General features: G+C 66.4%; 10 protein-coding genes. 3 read left to right on the forward strand and 7 right to left on the reverse strand.

Translation table 11 applies throughout. The features are described 5' to 3' along the window. Nucleotides 1-111 precede the first annotated feature (111 nt). The 4 genes from fusA to PSV23_RS08340 form a co-directional block, all read right to left on the reverse strand. Complete coding sequence (fusA, locus tag PSV23_RS08325) at nucleotides 112-2193, reverse strand: elongation factor G (RefSeq protein WP_300467805.1); 2082 nt, start codon at nucleotides 2191-2193, stop codon at nucleotides 112-114. 150 nt (nucleotides 2194-2343) lie between these two features. Next, nucleotides 2344-2817: a 30S ribosomal protein S7 gene (rpsG, locus tag PSV23_RS08330; RefSeq protein WP_300467808.1), complete on the reverse strand. Its 474-nt coding sequence runs from the start codon at nucleotides 2815-2817 to the stop codon at nucleotides 2344-2346. 66 nt (nucleotides 2818-2883) lie between these two features. After that, complete coding sequence (rpsL, locus tag PSV23_RS08335; RefSeq protein ID WP_055832311.1) at nucleotides 2884-3255, reverse strand: 30S ribosomal protein S12; 372 nt, start codon at nucleotides 3253-3255, stop codon at nucleotides 2884-2886. 277 nt (nucleotides 3256-3532) lie between these two features. Further along, nucleotides 3533-3811: a hypothetical protein gene (locus PSV23_RS08340; RefSeq protein ID WP_300467810.1), complete on the reverse strand. Its 279-nt coding sequence runs from the start codon at nucleotides 3809-3811 to the stop codon at nucleotides 3533-3535. Nucleotides 3812-3947: 136 nt separating this feature from the next. Here PSV23_RS08340 and PSV23_RS08345 point away from each other — a divergent pair, with 136 nt between their 5' ends. Continuing rightward, nucleotides 3948-4742, forward strand: a complete 795-nt coding sequence (locus tag PSV23_RS08345) for a hypothetical protein (protein ID WP_300467812.1) — start codon at nucleotides 3948-3950, stop codon at nucleotides 4740-4742. Between the two features lie 112 nt (nucleotides 4743-4854). On the opposite strand, the gene rpoC is transcribed toward PSV23_RS08345, so the two are convergent. Next, nucleotides 4855-9051 (reverse strand): DNA-directed RNA polymerase subunit beta', encoded by a 4197-nt coding sequence (gene rpoC / locus PSV23_RS08350; RefSeq protein WP_300467814.1) that lies wholly within the window; start codon nucleotides 9049-9051, stop codon nucleotides 4855-4857. Nucleotides 9052-9184: 133 nt separating this feature from the next. Then, nucleotides 9185-13303 (reverse strand): DNA-directed RNA polymerase subunit beta, encoded by a 4119-nt coding sequence (gene rpoB / locus PSV23_RS08355; RefSeq protein WP_300467816.1) that lies wholly within the window; start codon nucleotides 13301-13303, stop codon nucleotides 9185-9187. 372 nt (nucleotides 13304-13675) lie between these two features. Between rpoB and PSV23_RS08360 the strand changes: the two genes are divergently transcribed. Next, nucleotides 13676-14182 (forward strand): FKBP-type peptidyl-prolyl cis-trans isomerase, encoded by a 507-nt coding sequence (locus PSV23_RS08360; RefSeq protein ID WP_300467818.1) that lies wholly within the window; start codon nucleotides 13676-13678, stop codon nucleotides 14180-14182. Between the two features lie 101 nt (nucleotides 14183-14283). Here the strand turns inward: PSV23_RS08360 and PSV23_RS08365 are convergent, their stop codons facing one another. Further along, complete coding sequence (locus tag PSV23_RS08365) at nucleotides 14284-14574, reverse strand: hypothetical protein (protein ID WP_300467819.1); 291 nt, start codon at nucleotides 14572-14574, stop codon at nucleotides 14284-14286. A gap of 477 nt (nucleotides 14575-15051) precedes the next feature. On the opposite strand from PSV23_RS08365, the gene PSV23_RS08370 reads away from it, so the two are divergent. Beyond that, nucleotides 15052-17007, forward strand: coding sequence for a peptidase M61 (locus PSV23_RS08370; RefSeq protein ID WP_300467821.1), 1956 nt, complete (start codon nucleotides 15052-15054; stop codon nucleotides 17005-17007). Nucleotides 17008-17014 lie beyond the last annotated feature (7 nt).

Here is a 17014-nt window from a genome sequence, read left to right on the forward strand (position 1 = left end):
CAATCGTGCCGATGTTGCAGTGCGGCTTGTTACGTTCGAACTTTTCCTTGGCCATTCTCTTCTCTCCGTCCCCTGAACAGGGGGCTTTGTCCAAAATTTCAGGGGTTGTGTTTAGGCGGAATACTTCTTGATCACTTCGTCGGCGACGTGTTGCGGCACCGGCTCATAGTGGTCGTACTGCATGGTGAAGGCCGCGCGGCCCTGCGACATGCCGCGAAGCGTGTTCACATAGCCGAACATGTTGGCCAGCGGCACGAAGGCGTTCACGACGGTGGCGTTGCCGCGCATGTCCTGACCCTGGATCATGCCGCGACGGCCGTTCAGGTCGCCGATGACCGAACCGAGGTAGTCCTCGGGGGTCACGACCTCGACCGCCATGATCGGCTCAAGCAGCTTGGGCGCGCCCTTTTCCTTCAGTTCGCGGAAGGCGGCGCGGGCCGCGATTTCGAACGCCAGCACGCTGGAGTCGACGTCGTGGTATTTGCCGTCCGTCAGCGTCGCCTTGAAGTCGATCAGCGGGAAGCCGGCCAGCAGGCCGCCGTCCTTGATGGACTCGAGGCCCTTCTGGACGCCCGGGATGTATTCCTTGGGCACGGCGCCGCCGACGATCGAGTTCTCGAACACGAAGCCCGAACCGGGTTCACCCGGCTCGAAGGTCAGCATGACACGGGCGAACTGGCCCGTACCGCCGGTCTGCTTCTTGTGCGTGTAGTCGATGTCGACCTTGCGGCCGAGCGATTCACGGTAGGCGACCTGGGGCTGACCGATGGTGGCGTCGACCTTGTAGGTGCGGCGCAGGATGTCGATCTTGATGTCCAGGTGCAGTTCGCCCATCCCCTTGAGGATGGTCTGGCCCGACTCATGGTCGGTCGAAACGGTGAAGGAGGGATCCTCCGAGGCCAGCTTGGCCAGGGCGACGCCCAGCTTCTCCTGGTCGGCCTTGGTCTTGGGCTCGACCGAAATCTCGATCACCGGCGCCGGGAATTCCATCTTCTCGAGGATGACGGGCGACTTCAGCGGATCGCACAGGGTGTCGCCGGTGCGGGTGTCCTTGAGGCCGGCCAGGGCGACGATGTCGCCGGCGTAGGCTTCCTTGATGTCCTGACGGTCGTTGGAGTGCATCAGCAGCATACGGCCGACGCGCTCTTTACGATCGCGGCTCGAGTTCAGCAGGCCCATGCCGGTTTCCATCTTGCCGGAATAGATGCGGCAGAAGGTCAGCGAGCCGACGAAGGGGTCGTCCATGATCTTGAAGGCCAGAACCGACAGGGGCTCGTCGTCCGAGGCGCGGCGCGTGACCGGCTCTTCCGTCTTGAAGTCGATGCCCGGGGTCGGGGGGATGTCGACCGGCGACGGCAGGTAGTCGACGACGGCGTCCAGCAGCGTCTGCACGCCCTTGTTCTTGAAGGCCGAGCCGCACAGGATCGGATAGAAGGCGCCGGTCAGCACGGCCTTGCGGATGCACTTCTTCAGCACTTCCAGCGAGGGCTCCTCGCCGTCCAGATAGGCCTGCATGGCCTCGTCATCGAGCTCGACGGCGTTGTCGATCAGGTACTGGCGAGCGGCGATGGCCTTGTCCATCAGGTCGGCCGGGATCGGGCCGACGGTGAAGTTGGCGCCCAGGGCGTCGTTGTCCCAGACCACCGAGTTCATGGCGACGATGTCGACCAGGCCCGACAGCGAGGATTCCGAACCGATCGGGAACTGGATCGGCACGGCCTTGGCGCCCAGACGGTCGCGGATCGACTGCACCGAGGCGTCGAAGTCGGCGCCGATCTTGTCCATCTTGTTGACGAACACGATCCGGGGAACGTTGTATTTGTCGGCCTGGCGCCAGACGGTTTCGGTCTGCGGCTCGACGCCGGCGTTGCCGTCCAGCACCGTCACGGCGCCGTCGAGCACGCGCAGCGAACGCTCGACTTCAATGGTGAAGTCCACGTGGCCGGGGGTGTCGATGATGTTGAGGCGCTTCTCTTTCCAGAAGGCGGTCGTCGCGGCGGACGTGATGGTGATGCCGCGCTCCTGCTCCTGGTCCATCCAGTCCATGGTCGCGGCGCCGTCGTGGACTTCGCCGATCTTGTGGGACTTGCCGGTGTAATACAGGATCCGCTCGGTCGTCGTCGTCTTGCCCGCGTCGATGTGGGCCATGATGCCGAAGTTGCGGTAGTCCTCGATCTTGTTGAGACGGGCCATGAAAACGTGCCTTGAAGTGAGTTCAGGACGCGTTTCGCGCCCTCGGGGAGATGTCGATCTGTGCGGATAAGCGGGCGCGGGCGATTTAGCTCAAACCGCCCGCGCCGGATAGTCTCAAGATAGGCGCCGAACAGGGCGCCTTGAAGGCGTTTACCAGCGGTAGTGGCTGAAGGCGCGGTTGGCCTCGGCCATCTTGTGGGTGTCTTCGCGCTTCTTGACCGCGGTGCCGCGGTTGTTCGAGGCGTCCAGCAGCTCGGCGGCCAGCTTTTCCGTCATGGTGTTCTCACCACGCTTGCGCGCGGCGTTGACCAGCCAGCGGATGGCCAGGGCCTTGCGGCGATCGGGGCGAACCTCGACCGGCACCTGATAGGTGGCGCCGCCGACGCGGCGCGACCGGACTTCGACCGCCGGGGCGACGTTTTCCAGCGCCGAGTGGAAGGTGGCGACGGGCTCCTGTTCCTTCTTCTTGTCGGCCAGGATCTCGAACGCGCCGTAGACGATGTTCTCGGCGACGGCCTTTTTGCCCTCGTACATGACGTAGTTCATGAATTTGGTGACGGTCAGATCCTTGTATTTGGGATCCGGCAGAACTTCGCGCTTCTGTGCGCGGTGACGACGGGACATGGGCTTGGCCTTCTAAAGCGGTGTCGGACGGCCGGCGTGAGCCGGCGAATGGGAATGGGCGGTCGCTTACTTCGGACGCTTGGCGCCGTAGTGCGAACGGCGCTGCTTGCGGTCCTTGACGCCTTGCGTGTCGAGCACGCCGCGCAGGATGTGGTAGCGAACGCCGGGCAAGTCCTTGACGCGGCCGCCGCGGATCAGGACCACCGAGTGCTCCTGCAGATTGTGGCCCTCGCCGGGGATGTAGCACACGGCTTCGATGCCCGTGGTCAGGCGGACCTTGGCGACCTTACGCAGAGCCGAGTTGGGCTTCTTCGGGGTCGTCGTATAGACGCGGGTGCAGACGCCGCGGCGTTGCGGGCAACCCTTCAGGGCCGGGACCTTGTTACGGACCGGCTTGGGTTGGCGCGGCTTGCGGATCAGCTGGTTGATAGTCGGCATGGAGTCTCGGTTCTCTTCAATCGATGGGGGCGTGTGCCTGTCGGCCGGAGCGCCCCGGTGAGCCTTCTTTTCGGACGACGCCTGGACGCCGCCCCGGGTATGGTCTCGAGCCGTCAGCGCGACCGCCAAACGAAAAAACCGGAACGCGCGCTTCGGGCGTTCCGGCGGGCGCAGCCCGTCCGCTCAATTGTCACGATCCCGGAACCCGGCGAACCGGGAGCCTCGAAAGTGGGGGGCTTCTACGCGCGAGGGGGCGCGGGGTCAAGGGTGACGGTGGTCACCGGGGCTGGAAGCGGATGCTGTACTGGATCCTCGCGCCCGGCGGCCTGAGCCCATCGGCGGCGATCCGGGCATGCCCGGCAGCGCGCAGGGCCGCTTCTCCGAATCCCTGACCGGCCGGCTGCTCCGACAGGATTTCGCAGCGGGTGAGCCGCCTATCTTTTCCGACGGCGCACCCCACCCTGACCAGGCCTTCCCCTTCCGCCAGCACGACAGGCGCCTGAACGCTGGCGCAACCGGTGCTCACGGCGAACAGTCCGAGGGTCAGCCATCGCACAGCGGAACTCCTGTCAGCCGCGGTTCATCCAGAAGGACGGTAGCACTCCCGCCATCTCGACGCAGGCCCCAATACCGCCACGCTCGCCCCCTCCCATGCGCGCATGGCGGGTGGACGGGGCATCACAGGACTGAGGTTGACGTGGCCGACGCGCGCCGAGTCATGGCGCAAGCCCGCGATCGTCGCGGCCTCCCTGCTGCTGCACGCGGGCCTTCTGGCCTGGATCGGCATGCGGACCGTGGGCCTGGGCGCGCCGCTTCTGGACCAGAGCCCGACCATCTACGTCCAGCTCGAACCCCGGCCCCTGCTGGCCGAGGAGACGCCGCGACAGCCCGTAGCCGCCCGGCAGACCGATGCTCCGCCGCTGACCCGGTCCGTCACCACCCCGATCCCGCGCGACGAGGACGAGGACGAGACGCCCGCCCCGCCCTCCCCGCGCCTCGCCGCCCCCGCCCCCGGCGCGCCTCCGGCCCCCGCGGACGGCGCCTGGGCCGTCCGCCCCCGCACCCTCGGCGACCGCATCGGCCAGGGCCTGCGCACCAGCCCCGTCGGCTGCGCCGCCGGCGCCGTGCTCAGCGCGGCCGAGCGCGCCATCTGCGACGACCGCTTCGGCCAGCGGGCCGCGACCGCCCGGCCCATCGAGGGCACGGGCAATCCGGAACGCGACGCCCGCTTCGCCCGCGAGGGCGCCCGCCGCCTCGCCGAATATGAGGCCCGTCGGCGTCCGCTGGCCGGCGGCAGCGGCAACGTCGGCCCCCAGGACGGCCCCGGCTCCAACTTCGGCATGGGCGTCGCCGGCGCCCATCTGGATCCTTCGCTGCGTCCCGACTCGACCCGGAATGTCCAGACGCGCCGCGATGGCCGACGCAACACCGATGCGCCCCTGACCCCCGGCGGCCCCGGCGTCCCCCGCGACCCGCCGCCGCGCTGAACCCGCGCTCCGGCAGCGAGCCGCCGCGCGGCGAGCGCCAGCGCCCCACCCAAGCAAAAAGGGCGGCCCCGTCGCCGGGGCCGCCCTCTTCAGTTCAGTCCGTAACCGCAGATCAGCCTTCGCTGCTCTCCAGCTCCAGCGCCAGGTCTGCCGGAAGCGGCTCGATGGCCTCTTCCCGCTGCGACGTCAGTTCGGCGTCGCGTTCGTTGGCGATCTTCTGCAGGGCGCGGAGATAGGCGCCCGTGCCGGCCGGAATCAGACGGCCGACGATGACGTTCTCTTTCAGGCCTTCCAGCGTATCGATCTTGCCGTTGACCGAGGCGTCGGTGAGGACGCGGGTGGTTTCCTGGAAGGACGCCGCCGAGATGAAGCTGCGGGTCTGCAGCGACGCCTTGGTGATGCCCAGCAGGACTGGCTGGGTGGTGGCCTGACGGCCGCCACGCTTCTCGACCTTCTGGTTTTCCAGCACGGCTTCCGCCACTTCCACCGTGTCGCCACGGATCAGGGTGGTTTCGCCCGAGTCCAGGATCTCGACCTTCTGCAGCATCTGGCGAACGATCACCTCGATGTGCTTGTCGTTGATCGGCACGCCCTGCAGTCGGTAGACCTCCTGCACTTCGTTCACCAGGTACTCGGCCAGGGCCTCGACGCCCTGGATGCGCAGCAGGTCGTGCGGATCCGGGTTGCCGTCGATGATGTAGTCGCCCTTGTTGATCAGATCGCCGTCGTGGACGGAGATGTGCTTGCCCTTGGGGATCAGGAATTCGACCGGTTCGGCCTGGTTGCCGTCGGCATCCGGTTCCGGCGTGATCTTGATGCGACGCTTGTTCTTGTAGTCGCGTCCGAATTCCACGCGGCCGTCCATCTCGGCGATGACCGCGCAATCCTTGGGTCGACGGGCTTCGAACAGCTCGGCCACCCGCGGCAGACCGCCGGTGATGTCGCGCGTCTTGGCGCCCTCGGTCGGAACGCGGGCGATGATCTCGCCCGGCTTGACCACGTCGCCGTTGTTCACGGACAGAACCGCGCCCACCGGCAGCAGGTAACGGGCGTCGGAGCCCGAGGCCAGCTTGGCGTAGGCGTCGCCCGAGGTGACGCCCATGGCCGGACGCAGGTCAGCCCCACGCGGGCTGGCGCGCCAGTCGCTGACGACGCGCTGGGCGATGCCCGTCGCTTCGTCGGTTTCCTCGCGGACCGACAGGCCCTCAACCAGGTCCTCGAACCGGATCGCGCCGCCGACTTCCGTCAGGATCGGAGAGGTGTAGGGGTCCCACTCGGCCAGGCGCTGGCTGCGCTTGACGTCCGAACCCTCGACCACCCGCAGACGGGCGCCGTACGGGATCTTGTGGCTCTCGCGGTCCTTGCCGTCGACCACGATGGTGACGACGACGTTGCGGCTCATGGCCACCAGATCGCCGTGCGCCGCCTTGACGGTGGGGCCGGTGATGCGGGCGATGCCGGGATTGGTCGCCTCATAGAACGAGGTTTCCGCCACCTGGGCCGTGCCGCCGATGTGGAAGGTCCGCATCGTCAGCTGGGTGCCGGGTTCGCCGATCGACTGGGCGGCGATGACGCCCACCGCTTCGCCGATGTTGACGTTGGTGCCGCGCGCCAGGTCACGCCCGTAGCAATAGGCGCAGATACCGGCTTCGGCTTCGCAGGTCAGGGCCGAGCGAACCTTGACCGACTGGACGCCGGCGTTGTCGATGACCTCGACCTCTTCCTCTTGCAGGTAGGTGTCGGCCTTGAACAGGACGGTTTCGCCGCCCGGCTCCTTGATGTCCTCGGCCGCATAGCGGCCCAGAACCCGCTGACCCAGCGAGACCAGCACGTCGCCGCCTTCGACCACGGCGCGCAGGGTGATGCCCCGCGTCGAGCCGCAATCGTCCTCGGTGACGATCGAGTCCTGCGCCACGTCGACCAGACGACGCGTCAGATAGCCGGAGTTGGCGGTCTTCAGCGCGGTGTCGGCCAGACCCTTGCGGGCGCCGTGGGTGGAGTTGAAGTACTCAAGGACGGTCAGGCCTTCCTTGAAGTTCGAGATGATCGGCGTCTCGATGATCTCGCCCGACGGCTTGGCCATCAGGCCCCGCATGCCGCCCAGCTGCTTCATCTGCGCCTGCGAACCGCGGGCGCCCGAGTTGGCCATCATGAACACCGAGTTGATGTCAGGGGCCTGACCCTTGGCCAGAACGCGCGGTTGCGCGATCTCGCCCATCATGGCGTCGGCGATCTTGTCCGTGGCCTTGGCCCAGGCGTCGACGACCTTGTTGTACTTCTCGCCCTTGGTGATCAGGCCGTCGGCGTACTGTTGCTCGTACTCCTCGACCTGGGTCCGGGTGGCGGCGACCAGGGTGGCCTTGGCGGCGGGGATGACGATGTCGTCCTTGCCGAACGAAATGCCGGCCTTGGCGGCTTCACGGAAGCCCAGCTGCATCATCTGGTCGGCGAAGATGACCGTCGCCTTCTGACCGCAGTGGCGATAGACCTGATCGATCAGGTTGCCGATTTCCTTCTTGGTCAGGTTCTTCTCGAGCAGGCGGTAGCCGATGTTCGCATTATGCGGCAGCAGCGCGCCCAGCTTCATCCGGCCCGGGGTCGTGTCGATGACCCTGGTGATGACTTCGCCGGCGGCGTTCATCTCGGTCCAGCGAGCCTTGATCTTGGTGTGCAGGCTGACGACACCGGCGTCGAGCGCCGCATCGATCTCGCCCATGTTGGCGAACAGCTTGCCCTCGCCCTTCTCGCCTTCCTTGATCAGCGACAGGTAGTACAGGCCCAGGACGATGTCCTGCGACGGCACGATGATCGGCTTGCCGTTGGCGGGCGACAGGATGTTGTTCGTCGACATCATCAGGACGCGCGCTTCCAGCTGGGCCTCGAGGCTCAGCGGGACGTGGACGGCCATCTGGTCGCCGTCGAAGTCGGCGTTGAAGGCGGTGCAGACCAGCGGGTGCAGGCGGATGGCCTTGCCCTCGATCAGCTTCGGCTCGAACGCCTGGATGCCCAGACGGTGAAGCGTCGGCGCGCGGTTCAGCAGGACCGGGTGCTCGCGGATGACCTCGTCGAGGATATCCCACACCTGCGGCTGCTCGCGCTCGACCATGCGCTTGGACTGTTTGACGGTGCCCGACAGGCCCTTGGCGTCAAGGCGCGCATAGATGAACGGCTTGAACAGCTCGAGCGCCATCTTCTTGGGCAGGCCGCACTCGTGCAGCTTCAGCTCGGGACCCACGGTGATGACCGAACGGCCCGAATAGTCGACGCGCTTGCCCAGAAGGTTCTGGCGGAAGCGGCCCTGCTTGCCCTTCAGCATGTCGGCGAGCGACTTCAGCGGACGCTTGTTGGCGCCCGTGATCACGCGACCACGACGGCCGTTGTCGAACAGGGCGTCGACCGATTCCTGCAGCATCCGCTTTTCGTTGCGGATGATGATGTCGGGCGCGCGCAGCTCGATCAGCCGCTTCAGGCGGTTGTTGCGGTTGATGACGCGGCGGTACAGGTCGTTCAGGTCGGAGGTGGCGAAGCGGCCGCCGTCCAGCGGCACCAGCGGGCGCAGTTCCGGCGGGATGACCGGCACGACCGTCAGGATCATCCATTCGGGCTTGTTGCCGCTCTCGAGGAAGGCCTCGATCAGCTTCAGGCGCTTGGAGGCCTTCTTGGCCTTCATTTCCGAGGGGCTGTCGGCCAGTTCGCCGCGGTGCTTTTCAGCCTCGGCGTGCAGGTCGATGCCGATCAGCAGGTTGCGCACGGCCTCGGCGCCGATCTCGGCGGTGAAGCCGTCATCGCCGAACTCGTCCTGGTAACGGTAGAACTCGTCTTCCGTCAGCAGCTGGTTCTGCTTCAGCGGGGTCAGGCCCGGTTCGGTGACGATGTAGTTTTCGAAGTAGAGCACCCGCTCCACGTCCTTCAGCGCCATGTCCAGCATCAGCGAGATGCGCGACGGCAGCGACTTCAGGAACCAGATGTGGGCGACCGGGGACGCGAGTTCGATGTGACCCATCCGCTCGCGGCGAACGCGGGCCAGGGTGACCTCGACGCCGCATTTCTCGCAGATAATGCCCTTGTACTTCATGCGCTTGTACTTGCCGCACAGGCATTCGTAGTCCTTGGTCGGGCCAAAGATACGGGCGCAGAACAGGCCGTCACGCTCGGGCTTGAACGTCCGGTAGTTTATCGTCTCGGGTTTTTTGATCTCGCCGAACGACCACGACCGGATCTTCTCCGGGCTGGCGAGGGCGATCTTGATCTGGTCGAAGGTCGGAGTGACCGGGACCGCGTTGAAGATGTTCAGGACTTCCTGGTTCATCTTGATTCCTTCTGCGGGGTGAGACCCGCGATAAATAGTGTCGGATGAACAGTGATTAGTGGTTAGTGACTAGTGGTTGTGATGCTGCGGCGCTGACGCCAATCACTAACCACTAATCACTTCTTCCACTGCTTCAGCTGTTCTCCAGCTCCACGTTCAGGCCCAGCGAGCGCATTTCCTTGACGAGCACGTTGAAGCTCTCGGGAATGCCCGCCTCGAAGCTGTCGTCGCCGCGGACGATGGCCTCGTAGACCTTGGTCCGGCCGGCCACGTCGTCGGACTTCACCGTCAGCATTTCCTGCAGGGTGTAGGCCGCGCCGTACGCTTCCAGCGCCCAGACCTCCATCTCGCCGAAGCGCTGTCCGCCGAACTGCGCCTTGCCGCCCAGCGGCTGCTGGGTGACGAGCGAGTACGGCCCGATCGAACGGGCGTGGATCTTGTCGTCGACCAGGTGGTGCAGCTTCAGCATGTAGATGTAGCCGACCGTGACCGGACGCTTGAACTGCTCGCCGGTCTGGCCGTCATAGACGATCGACTGACCGGTGCGGTCGAGACCCGCCTTCTCCAGCAGCTCCTCGATGTCGTCGATGTGCGCGCCGTCGAACACCGGGGTGGCGAACGGAACGCCCTTGCTGAGGTTGCGGGCCAGCTCGACCAGGTCCTCTTCCGAGTCCGGAAGCGGGGTGTCGGCGCCGTAGATGCTGGTCAGGTGATCGACCAGCGCCTTCTTCTGTCCGCCCTGTTGCCAGGCTTCCAGAAGGCCCTGGATCTGCTTGCCGAGACCGGCGGCGGCCCAGCCCAGGTGGGTTTCGAAGATCTGGCCGATGTTCATGCGCGAGGGCACGCCCAGCGGGTTCAGCACGATATCCACGGCGGTCCCGTCCTCAAGGTGCGGCATGTCCTCGATCGGCAGGATCTTGGAGATGACGCCCTTGTTGCCGTGACGGCCGGCCATCTTGTCGCCGGGCTGAAGCTTGCGCTTCACGGCCACGAAGACCTTGACCATCTTCATCACGCCCGGGGGCAGTTCGTCGCCGCGCTGCAGCTTCTCGACCTTGTCCTCGAAGCGGCGGTCCAGCGCCTTGCGGGCGTCCTCGAACTGCTTCTTCATGGCTTCCAGCTCGCCCATCGCCTTCTCGTCGTCGAGGGCGATCTGCCACCACAGGCCGCGCGACAGCTCGCCCAGCTTTTCTTCGGTGACCGCGCCGCGACCCAGGCCCTTCGGACCCGAGGTGGCGTTCTTGCCCAGGATCAGCGGCTTCAGACGGCCGTAGACGTTGCGCTCGAGGATCTTCAGTTCGTCGTCGCGGTCCTTGCCCAGACGTTCGATTTCCGAACGCTCGATGGCGATGGCCCGCTCGTCCTTGTCGACGCCGTGGCGGTTGAAGACGCGCACGTCGACGATGGTGCCGGCGACGCCGGGCGGCAGACGCAGGCTGGTGTCGCGGACGTCCGAAGCCTTCTCGCCGAAGATGGCGCGCAGCAGCTTCTCTTCAGGCGTCATCGGGCTCTCGCCCTTGGGCGTGACCTTGCCGCACAGGATGTCGCCCGGCTGGACCTCGGCGCCGATCGCCACGATACCCGCCTCGTCGAGGTTGCGCAGGGCTTCCTCGCCGACGTTCGGGATGTCGCGGGTGATCTCTTCCGGCCCCAGCTTGGTGTCGCGGGCCATGACCTCGAACTCGTCGATATGGATCGAGGTGAAGACGTCGTCGCGCACGATGCGCTCCGAGATCAGGATCGAGTCTTCGAAATTGTAGCCGTTCCAAGGCATGAAGGCGACCAGGGCGTTCCGGCCCAGGGCCAGTTCGCCCAGGTCCGTCGACGGACCGTCGGCGATCACGTCGCCCACCTTGACCTCATCGCCCACGCGCACGATCGGGCGCTGGTTGATGCAGGTCGACTGGTTGGAGCGCTGGAATTTCGACAGGCGATAGATGTCGACGCCCGAACGGCCGGCGTCCAGTTCGTTGGTGGCGCGCACCACGATGCGGGTGCCGTCGATCTGTTCGACGACCCCGTCACGACGGGCCACGACCACGGCGCCGGAGTCGACGGCGACCACCGATTCCATGCCGGTGCCGACCAGCGGCGCGTCCGACTGAACCAGCGGCACGGCCTGACGCATCATGTTAGCGCCCATCAGGGCCCGGTTGGCGTCATCGTTTTCAAGGAAGGGGATCAGGGCGGCGGCGACCGAAACGACCTGTTTCGGCGACACGTCCATCATGTCCACGTCGGCGCGGATCAGCAGTTGCGAGTCGCCGTTGATGCGGCCCGGAACCAGCTCCTCGACGATCGCGCCGTCCTTCAGCTCGATGTTGGCCTGGGCGATGGTGTATTTCGCCTCTTCCATGGCCGAGATGTAGACGACGTCGTCCGTGGCCTTGCCGTCCTTCACGCGCCGGTACGGGCTCTCGATGAAGCCGTATTTGTTGATCCGCGCGTGCGTCGCCAGCGAGTTGATCAGGCCGATGTTCGGGCCTTCCGGCGTTTCGATCGGGCAGATGCGGCCGTAGTGGGTCGGGTGCACGTCGCGGACTTCGAAGCCGGCGCGCTCGCGCGTCAGACCGCCCGGGCCAAGCGCCGAAAGGCGACGCTTGTGGGTGATCTCGCTGAGCGGGTTGGTCTGGTCCATGAACTGCGACAGCTGCGACGAACCGAAGAACTCGCGCACGGCCGCGGCGGCCGGCTTGGCGTTGATCAGGTCGTGCGGCATCACCGTGTCGATATCGACCGAGGACATGCGCTCCTTGATGGCGCGCTCCATCCGCAGCAGGCCGACGCGGTACTGGTTCTCCAGCAGCTCGCCGACCGAACGGACCCGGCGGTTGCCCAGGTTGTCGATGTCGTCGATCTCGCCGACGCCGTCCTTCAGGCCGACGAGGATCTGCAGCACCCGCAGGACGTCGTCCTTGCGCAGCACGCGGATCTCGTCCGACACGTCCGGGGTTTCCAGACGCATGTTCATCTTCACCCGGCCAACGGCCGACAGGTCGTAGCGTTCGCTGTCGAAGAACAGCGAGTTGAACATGGCTTCGGCGGCTTCCGGGGTCGGCGGCTCGCCCGGGCGCATCACGCGATAGACGTCGAACAGCGCGTCCTCGCGGCCGGTGTTCTTGTCGATGCGCAGGGTGTTGCGCATGTAGGCGCCGACCGTGACGTGGTCGATGTCCAGCACGTCGATGGTGGTGAAGCCGAAGCCTTCCAGCAGCTCGATGGTCGGGGCGTCCAGCTCGTCGCCGGCCTCGGCGTAGATCTCGCCGGTCTCGTAGTTCACGGCGTCGGCGGCCAGGTATTTGGTCAGCAGGGCGTCGGCGGCCAGCGACAGCGACGTCGTCGTGTCGCCCAGCTTCTTGGCCTGGCGGGCGCTGATCTTGGTCCCGGCGGTGGCGATCACTTCACCGGTGTCGGCGTCGACCAGGTCGAACTCCGGCTTCACACCGCGCCAGCGCTCGGCCTTGTAGGGGGTGACCCAGCCTTCGCCGCGCTTCTCGTAGGGCACGGTCTCGTAGAAGGTCTTGAGGATCTCCTCGCCGTCCATGCCCAGACCCATCAGGAAGGTCGAGGCCGGCAGCTTCCGGCGGCGGTCGATGCGGACATAGACGATGTCCTTGGCGTCGAACTCGAAGTCCAGCCACGAGCCGCGGTACGGGATCACGCGGGCGGCGAACAGCAGCTTGCCCGAGCTGTGCGTCTTGCCCTTGTCGTGGTCGAAGAAGACGCCCGGCGAACGGTGCATCTGCGAGACGATCACCCGCTCGGTGCCGTTGACGACGAAGGTGCCCTTGTCGGTCATGAGCGGAATGTCGCCCATGTAGACGTCCTGCTCCTTGATGTCCTTGACCGAGCGCGCGCCGGTCTCTTCATCCGCCTCGAACACGATCAGGCGCAGCTTGACCTTCAGCGGCGCGGCATAGGTCATGTCGCGCTGGATGCATTCCTCGACGTCGTATTTCGGGTCCTCGAACTCGTAGGACACGTATTCCAGGATGGCGCGTTCGTTGAAGTCCTTGATCGGGAAGACCGACTTGAAGACCGCCTCGATGCCCTGGTCCTTGCGCGGTCCGCTGCGCACTTCGCGCTGCAGGAACTGCTCATAGGAGGCGCGCTGAACCTCGATCAGGTTCGGCATCTGCACCGCTTCGGGGATCCGGCCGAACGAGTGGCGGATGCGCTTCTTGCCGGTGAAGGTCGTGGCGTGTGCGAACTGGCCGTTGGCGACGGCGACTTCGGCTTTGGACTTGGCCATTCTGTCTTCCCAATGCGCGAGCCGGGCAGCTCGCGTTCAATGCAGCAGCCACGGCTCCGCCTCTCGGGCGACCCGTGACCATCGGTTTCGGCGTCCACCCTCGGCTTGTTCAGCCAGGACGCCTGAAATGTAGAGCTCCCTTGGGGAGGAGCACGCCTTCGCTCGGTCGGAGGGCGACGGACCGGGCCTCGGCGCTTTCGCGCGCATACGGGGGGTGTGTGCGGGACCGGCACATATACTCGCTTCCTCGACGAAATAAAGGCCCCTGCTGATCTTTCCTTCCCCCGCGCGGCGTATGGAGCACCGGACCGCCCCGACGGCGTCGTCGGGCTCCCCATTGCTTTGCTGTGAGCGGGAAAATAGCGTCCCCGCATGAAACACTTCCTGATCGCCGCCGCCGCCCTGTCCCTCTCCGCCTGCGCCGGCGCCCCGCCGCCTCCGGCCGTCGCCACGCCGGGAACCGGAACCGCCGACGGCTGGGCCGCCGGCAATGCGCAATACCTGACCCTCAACGGCGCGCGCCGCGGCTGGACCACCACCGAATCGGGCTTGCAGTACCGCCGCGTCGGCCGCGCCCACCCCGAGGGCCGCCAGCCTTCGGGCTCGGACACGGTCAAGGTCCACTATCGCGGGACCTTCGTCGACGGCCGCGAGTTCGATAGCTCGTACAGCCGCAACGAACCCGCCGAATTCCCGCTCAACCGGGTCATCAAGGGCTGGACCGAGGGCGTGGCCCTGATGCGCGAGGGCGAAAAGTTCGAGTTCGTGATCCCCGCCTCGCTCGGCTACGGCGAGCGCTGGGTCGGCGGCGATGAACTGCCGCCCAACTCGACCCTGCTGTTCACAGTCGAACTGCTGGAAGTGAAACCGGCGACCTGATTAGCGGGCCGCGCTCAGTCCAGCGCGATTCCCGGCCGCCATCCGCTGGCCGCCAGAAACGCCTTCGCGTCGGTCAGCCCCAGTATCTCCCCGAACGCCGCCTACACCGGCCGTCCTCGCCCCACCGCGATGGTCACGGACGGGAAGCTGGCTTCGGGAGAGCGGCGAACGAATTCCTTCAGTGCGGCGTCGACCCGCTCCCGGACCTTCGGCAGGGTCTCGGCGCAACGCCGCGCCTCGAGATAGATTTCCGGGCGAGCCGCGATCGCGTCGGCCATCCTCACGCCGGTGACGTTGCGCACGCTGGCCAGGTGACGGAGCCCTTCCGATCCGACATCCAGATAGTCTCGCTGCAGCTGTTCGGCGCTCGGCCGCCCCCCCGCTTTCGTCATAGATGCGGTAGAACAGATCGACGTCGTCCGTCCGCAGGACCGGACCGTCCTGGGCCGCCGCCGAACCCGCCAGGGCCGCCAGCCAAATCAAGCCCGCTGCTCGCAGGCGAATGACCTTACGCATGAGACGCTCCGTCGTGTGACCCGGCTTTCCTACAAACGACGCCGTGGGCCTTCTATCGAAAAACTGCGTCGCCGGAGCTCGGACCTTTCCTGTTCCGTTCATCCCGGCGAAAGCCGGGACCCAGTGCTTTGGGTGATGCGGCGGGTCCGATGATTTTCGCCCGCAAGTCCTCGAACGCTGGCGTCAGGCTGGAAAGGACTGGGTCCCGGCTTTCGCCGGGATGATCGGAGGGGGGGAACCGGCGACGGAACCCGGAACATGACGGCGTTTTAATCCGGCGCGGTCTGGTCAGGCTTGACCCCTGCGCGCGCGAGGCGTGATCTGCGCCTTCCCCTCGCCCCAGAGTGCACCTGATGAAGCGTCCCGCCGCCCGCCTGCTCGCCTCCGCCTGCGCCGCCGTCCTGCTGTTCGGGGCCGCCCCCGGACTGGCCCAGGTCGGAACGCCCGCCCTCGACCGCGCCCTGGCCCCGATTCCGGCTCCGCGCGACGTGGCCTACCCGGGCGTCATCACCCTCGACATGGACGCGACCGACATCGACCGGCGCATCGTCTCGGTGAAACAGACCATTCCCGTCACCGGCCCGGGTCCGTTGATCCTGCTCTATCCCGAATGGATCCCCGGCAATCACGGTCCCGTCGGCCCCGTTGACGACCTCGGCGACCTGCGCATCACCGCCAACGGCCAGACGCTCCGCTGGGTCCGCAACACGACCAACACCAACGCATACGAGGTCACGGTCCCGGCCGGCGCGACCTCGGTCGACGTCTCGTTCAAATGGCTCACCCCGATCGACGGCTCCCAGGGCCGGATCGTGATCACTGACGAGATGCTGAACATCCAGTGGGAGAAGGCCCTTCTCTATCCAGCCGGCTACTGGTCCCGGCAGATCACCTTCCAGCCGACCCTGCGCCTGCCCGCCGGCTGGCAGTACGGCACGGCCCTCGACACCCGCTCCTTCCAGAACGGCGTGGCGACCTTCGCCCCGATCACCCTCGAGCATTTCGCCGACAGTCCGCTGTTCGCCGGCGCCCACTATCGCCAGATCGACCTCGATCCGGGCGGCCGTTCGCCCGTGCGCCTGAACATCGTCGCCGATGACGCCAAGATGCTGGCCGCCACCGACGAGCACATCGAACTGCACCGCAACCTGGTCGATCAGGCCGACCGCCTCTACGGCGCGCGCCACTATAATCACTACGACTTCCTGCTGGCCGTCAGCGACGACCTGGGCGGCATCGGGCTGGAGCATCACCGCTCGTCCGAGAACAGCGTCGACACCGACTATTTCACCGACCCGACCTCGACCCTGGCCGACCGCGACCTGCTGGGCCACGAATACACCCACTCCTGGAACGGCAAATGGCGCCGGCCCGCCGACCAGCTGACGCCGACCCTGAACGAGCCGCTGCAGAACTCCCTGCTCTGGGTCTATGAGGGCCAGACCCAATACTGGGGTCTGATCCTGACCGCCCGCGCCGGCCTGATGACGAAGCAGCAGGCGCTGGACGTCTTCGCCAACACGGCCGCGACCTACGCCGACGACAACCCCGGCCGCTCCTGGCGCGCCATGCAGGACACCACCAACGACCCCATCATCGCCCAGCGCCGCCCCCAGCCGTGGGGCAGCTTCCAGCGCAGCGAGGACTACTATCGCGAAGGGGCCATGATCTGGCTGGACGCCGACACCCTGATCCGCGAGCAGACCAATGGCCGCAAGTCGCTGGACGACTTCGCCAGGGCCTTCTTCGGCGTCCAGGAGGGCAATTGGGACCCCGCCCCCTACACCTTCGCCGACGTGACCTCGACCCTGAACGGCGTCCAGGCCAACGACTGGGCGGCCTTCCTGCGCACCCGTCTCGACGCCGTCGGCGCCAACGCCCCGACCCCGAACGGCGGCATCGAGCGCGGCGGCTACCGCCTCGTCTGGCGCGAAACGCCCAATGACTATTCGAAGGCCCTGAACAAGGAGCTGAACCGCACCGACTTCCAGTACTCGCTGGGCCTCAGCCTCAACGCCACCAACCGCGTCACCGCCGTCCGCTGGGGCTCGCCCGCCTTCGAGGCCGGCCTGACCTCGGGCTGGGAGGTCGTCGCCGTCAACGGCCGCGCCGCGAGCGCCGACGCCATCTCCGAGGCGATCACGGCGTCGAAAGGCAATACGACCCCGATCGAGATGATGCTCAGGAAGGGCGACCGCTTCCGCACCATCGCCTTCGATTACCACGACGGGCTGCGCTACCCGCACCTCGAGCGGATCGCCGGAACCCCTGACCGTCTCGGCGACATCCTCGCCCCGCGCCGCCGTTGATCGTGAG

This window comes from Brevundimonas sp., assembly GCF_029946145.1.
Lineage (GTDB): Bacteria > Pseudomonadota > Alphaproteobacteria > Caulobacterales > Caulobacteraceae > Brevundimonas.

What these genes read in the sequence shown, in the direction of transcription:
- fusA (WP_300467805.1), bottom strand. Translation starts at nt 2,193, where the DNA reads ATGGCCCGTCTCAACAAGATCGAGGACTACCGCAACTTCGGCATCATG.
- rpsG (WP_300467808.1), bottom strand. Translation starts at nt 2,817, where the DNA reads ATGTCCCGTCGTCACCGCGCACAGAAGCGCGAAGTTCTGCCGGATCCC.
- rpsL (WP_055832311.1), bottom strand. Translation starts at nt 3,255, where the DNA reads ATGCCGACTATCAACCAGCTGATCCGCAAGCCGCGCCAACCCAAGCCG.
- rpoC (WP_300467814.1), bottom strand. Translation starts at nt 9,051, where the DNA reads ATGAACCAGGAAGTCCTGAACATCTTCAACGCGGTCCCGGTCACTCCG.
- rpoB (WP_300467816.1), bottom strand. Translation starts at nt 13,303, where the DNA reads ATGGCCAAGTCCAAAGCCGAAGTCGCCGTCGCCAACGGCCAGTTCGCA.
- PSV23_RS08360 (WP_300467818.1), top strand. Translation starts at nt 13,676, where the DNA reads ATGAAACACTTCCTGATCGCCGCCGCCGCCCTGTCCCTCTCCGCCTGC.
- PSV23_RS08365 (WP_300467819.1), bottom strand. Translation starts at nt 14,574, where the DNA reads ATGACGAAAGCGGGGGGGCGGCCGAGCGCCGAACAGCTGCAGCGAGAC.
- PSV23_RS08370 (WP_300467821.1), top strand. Translation starts at nt 15,052, where the DNA reads ATGAAGCGTCCCGCCGCCCGCCTGCTCGCCTCCGCCTGCGCCGCCGTC.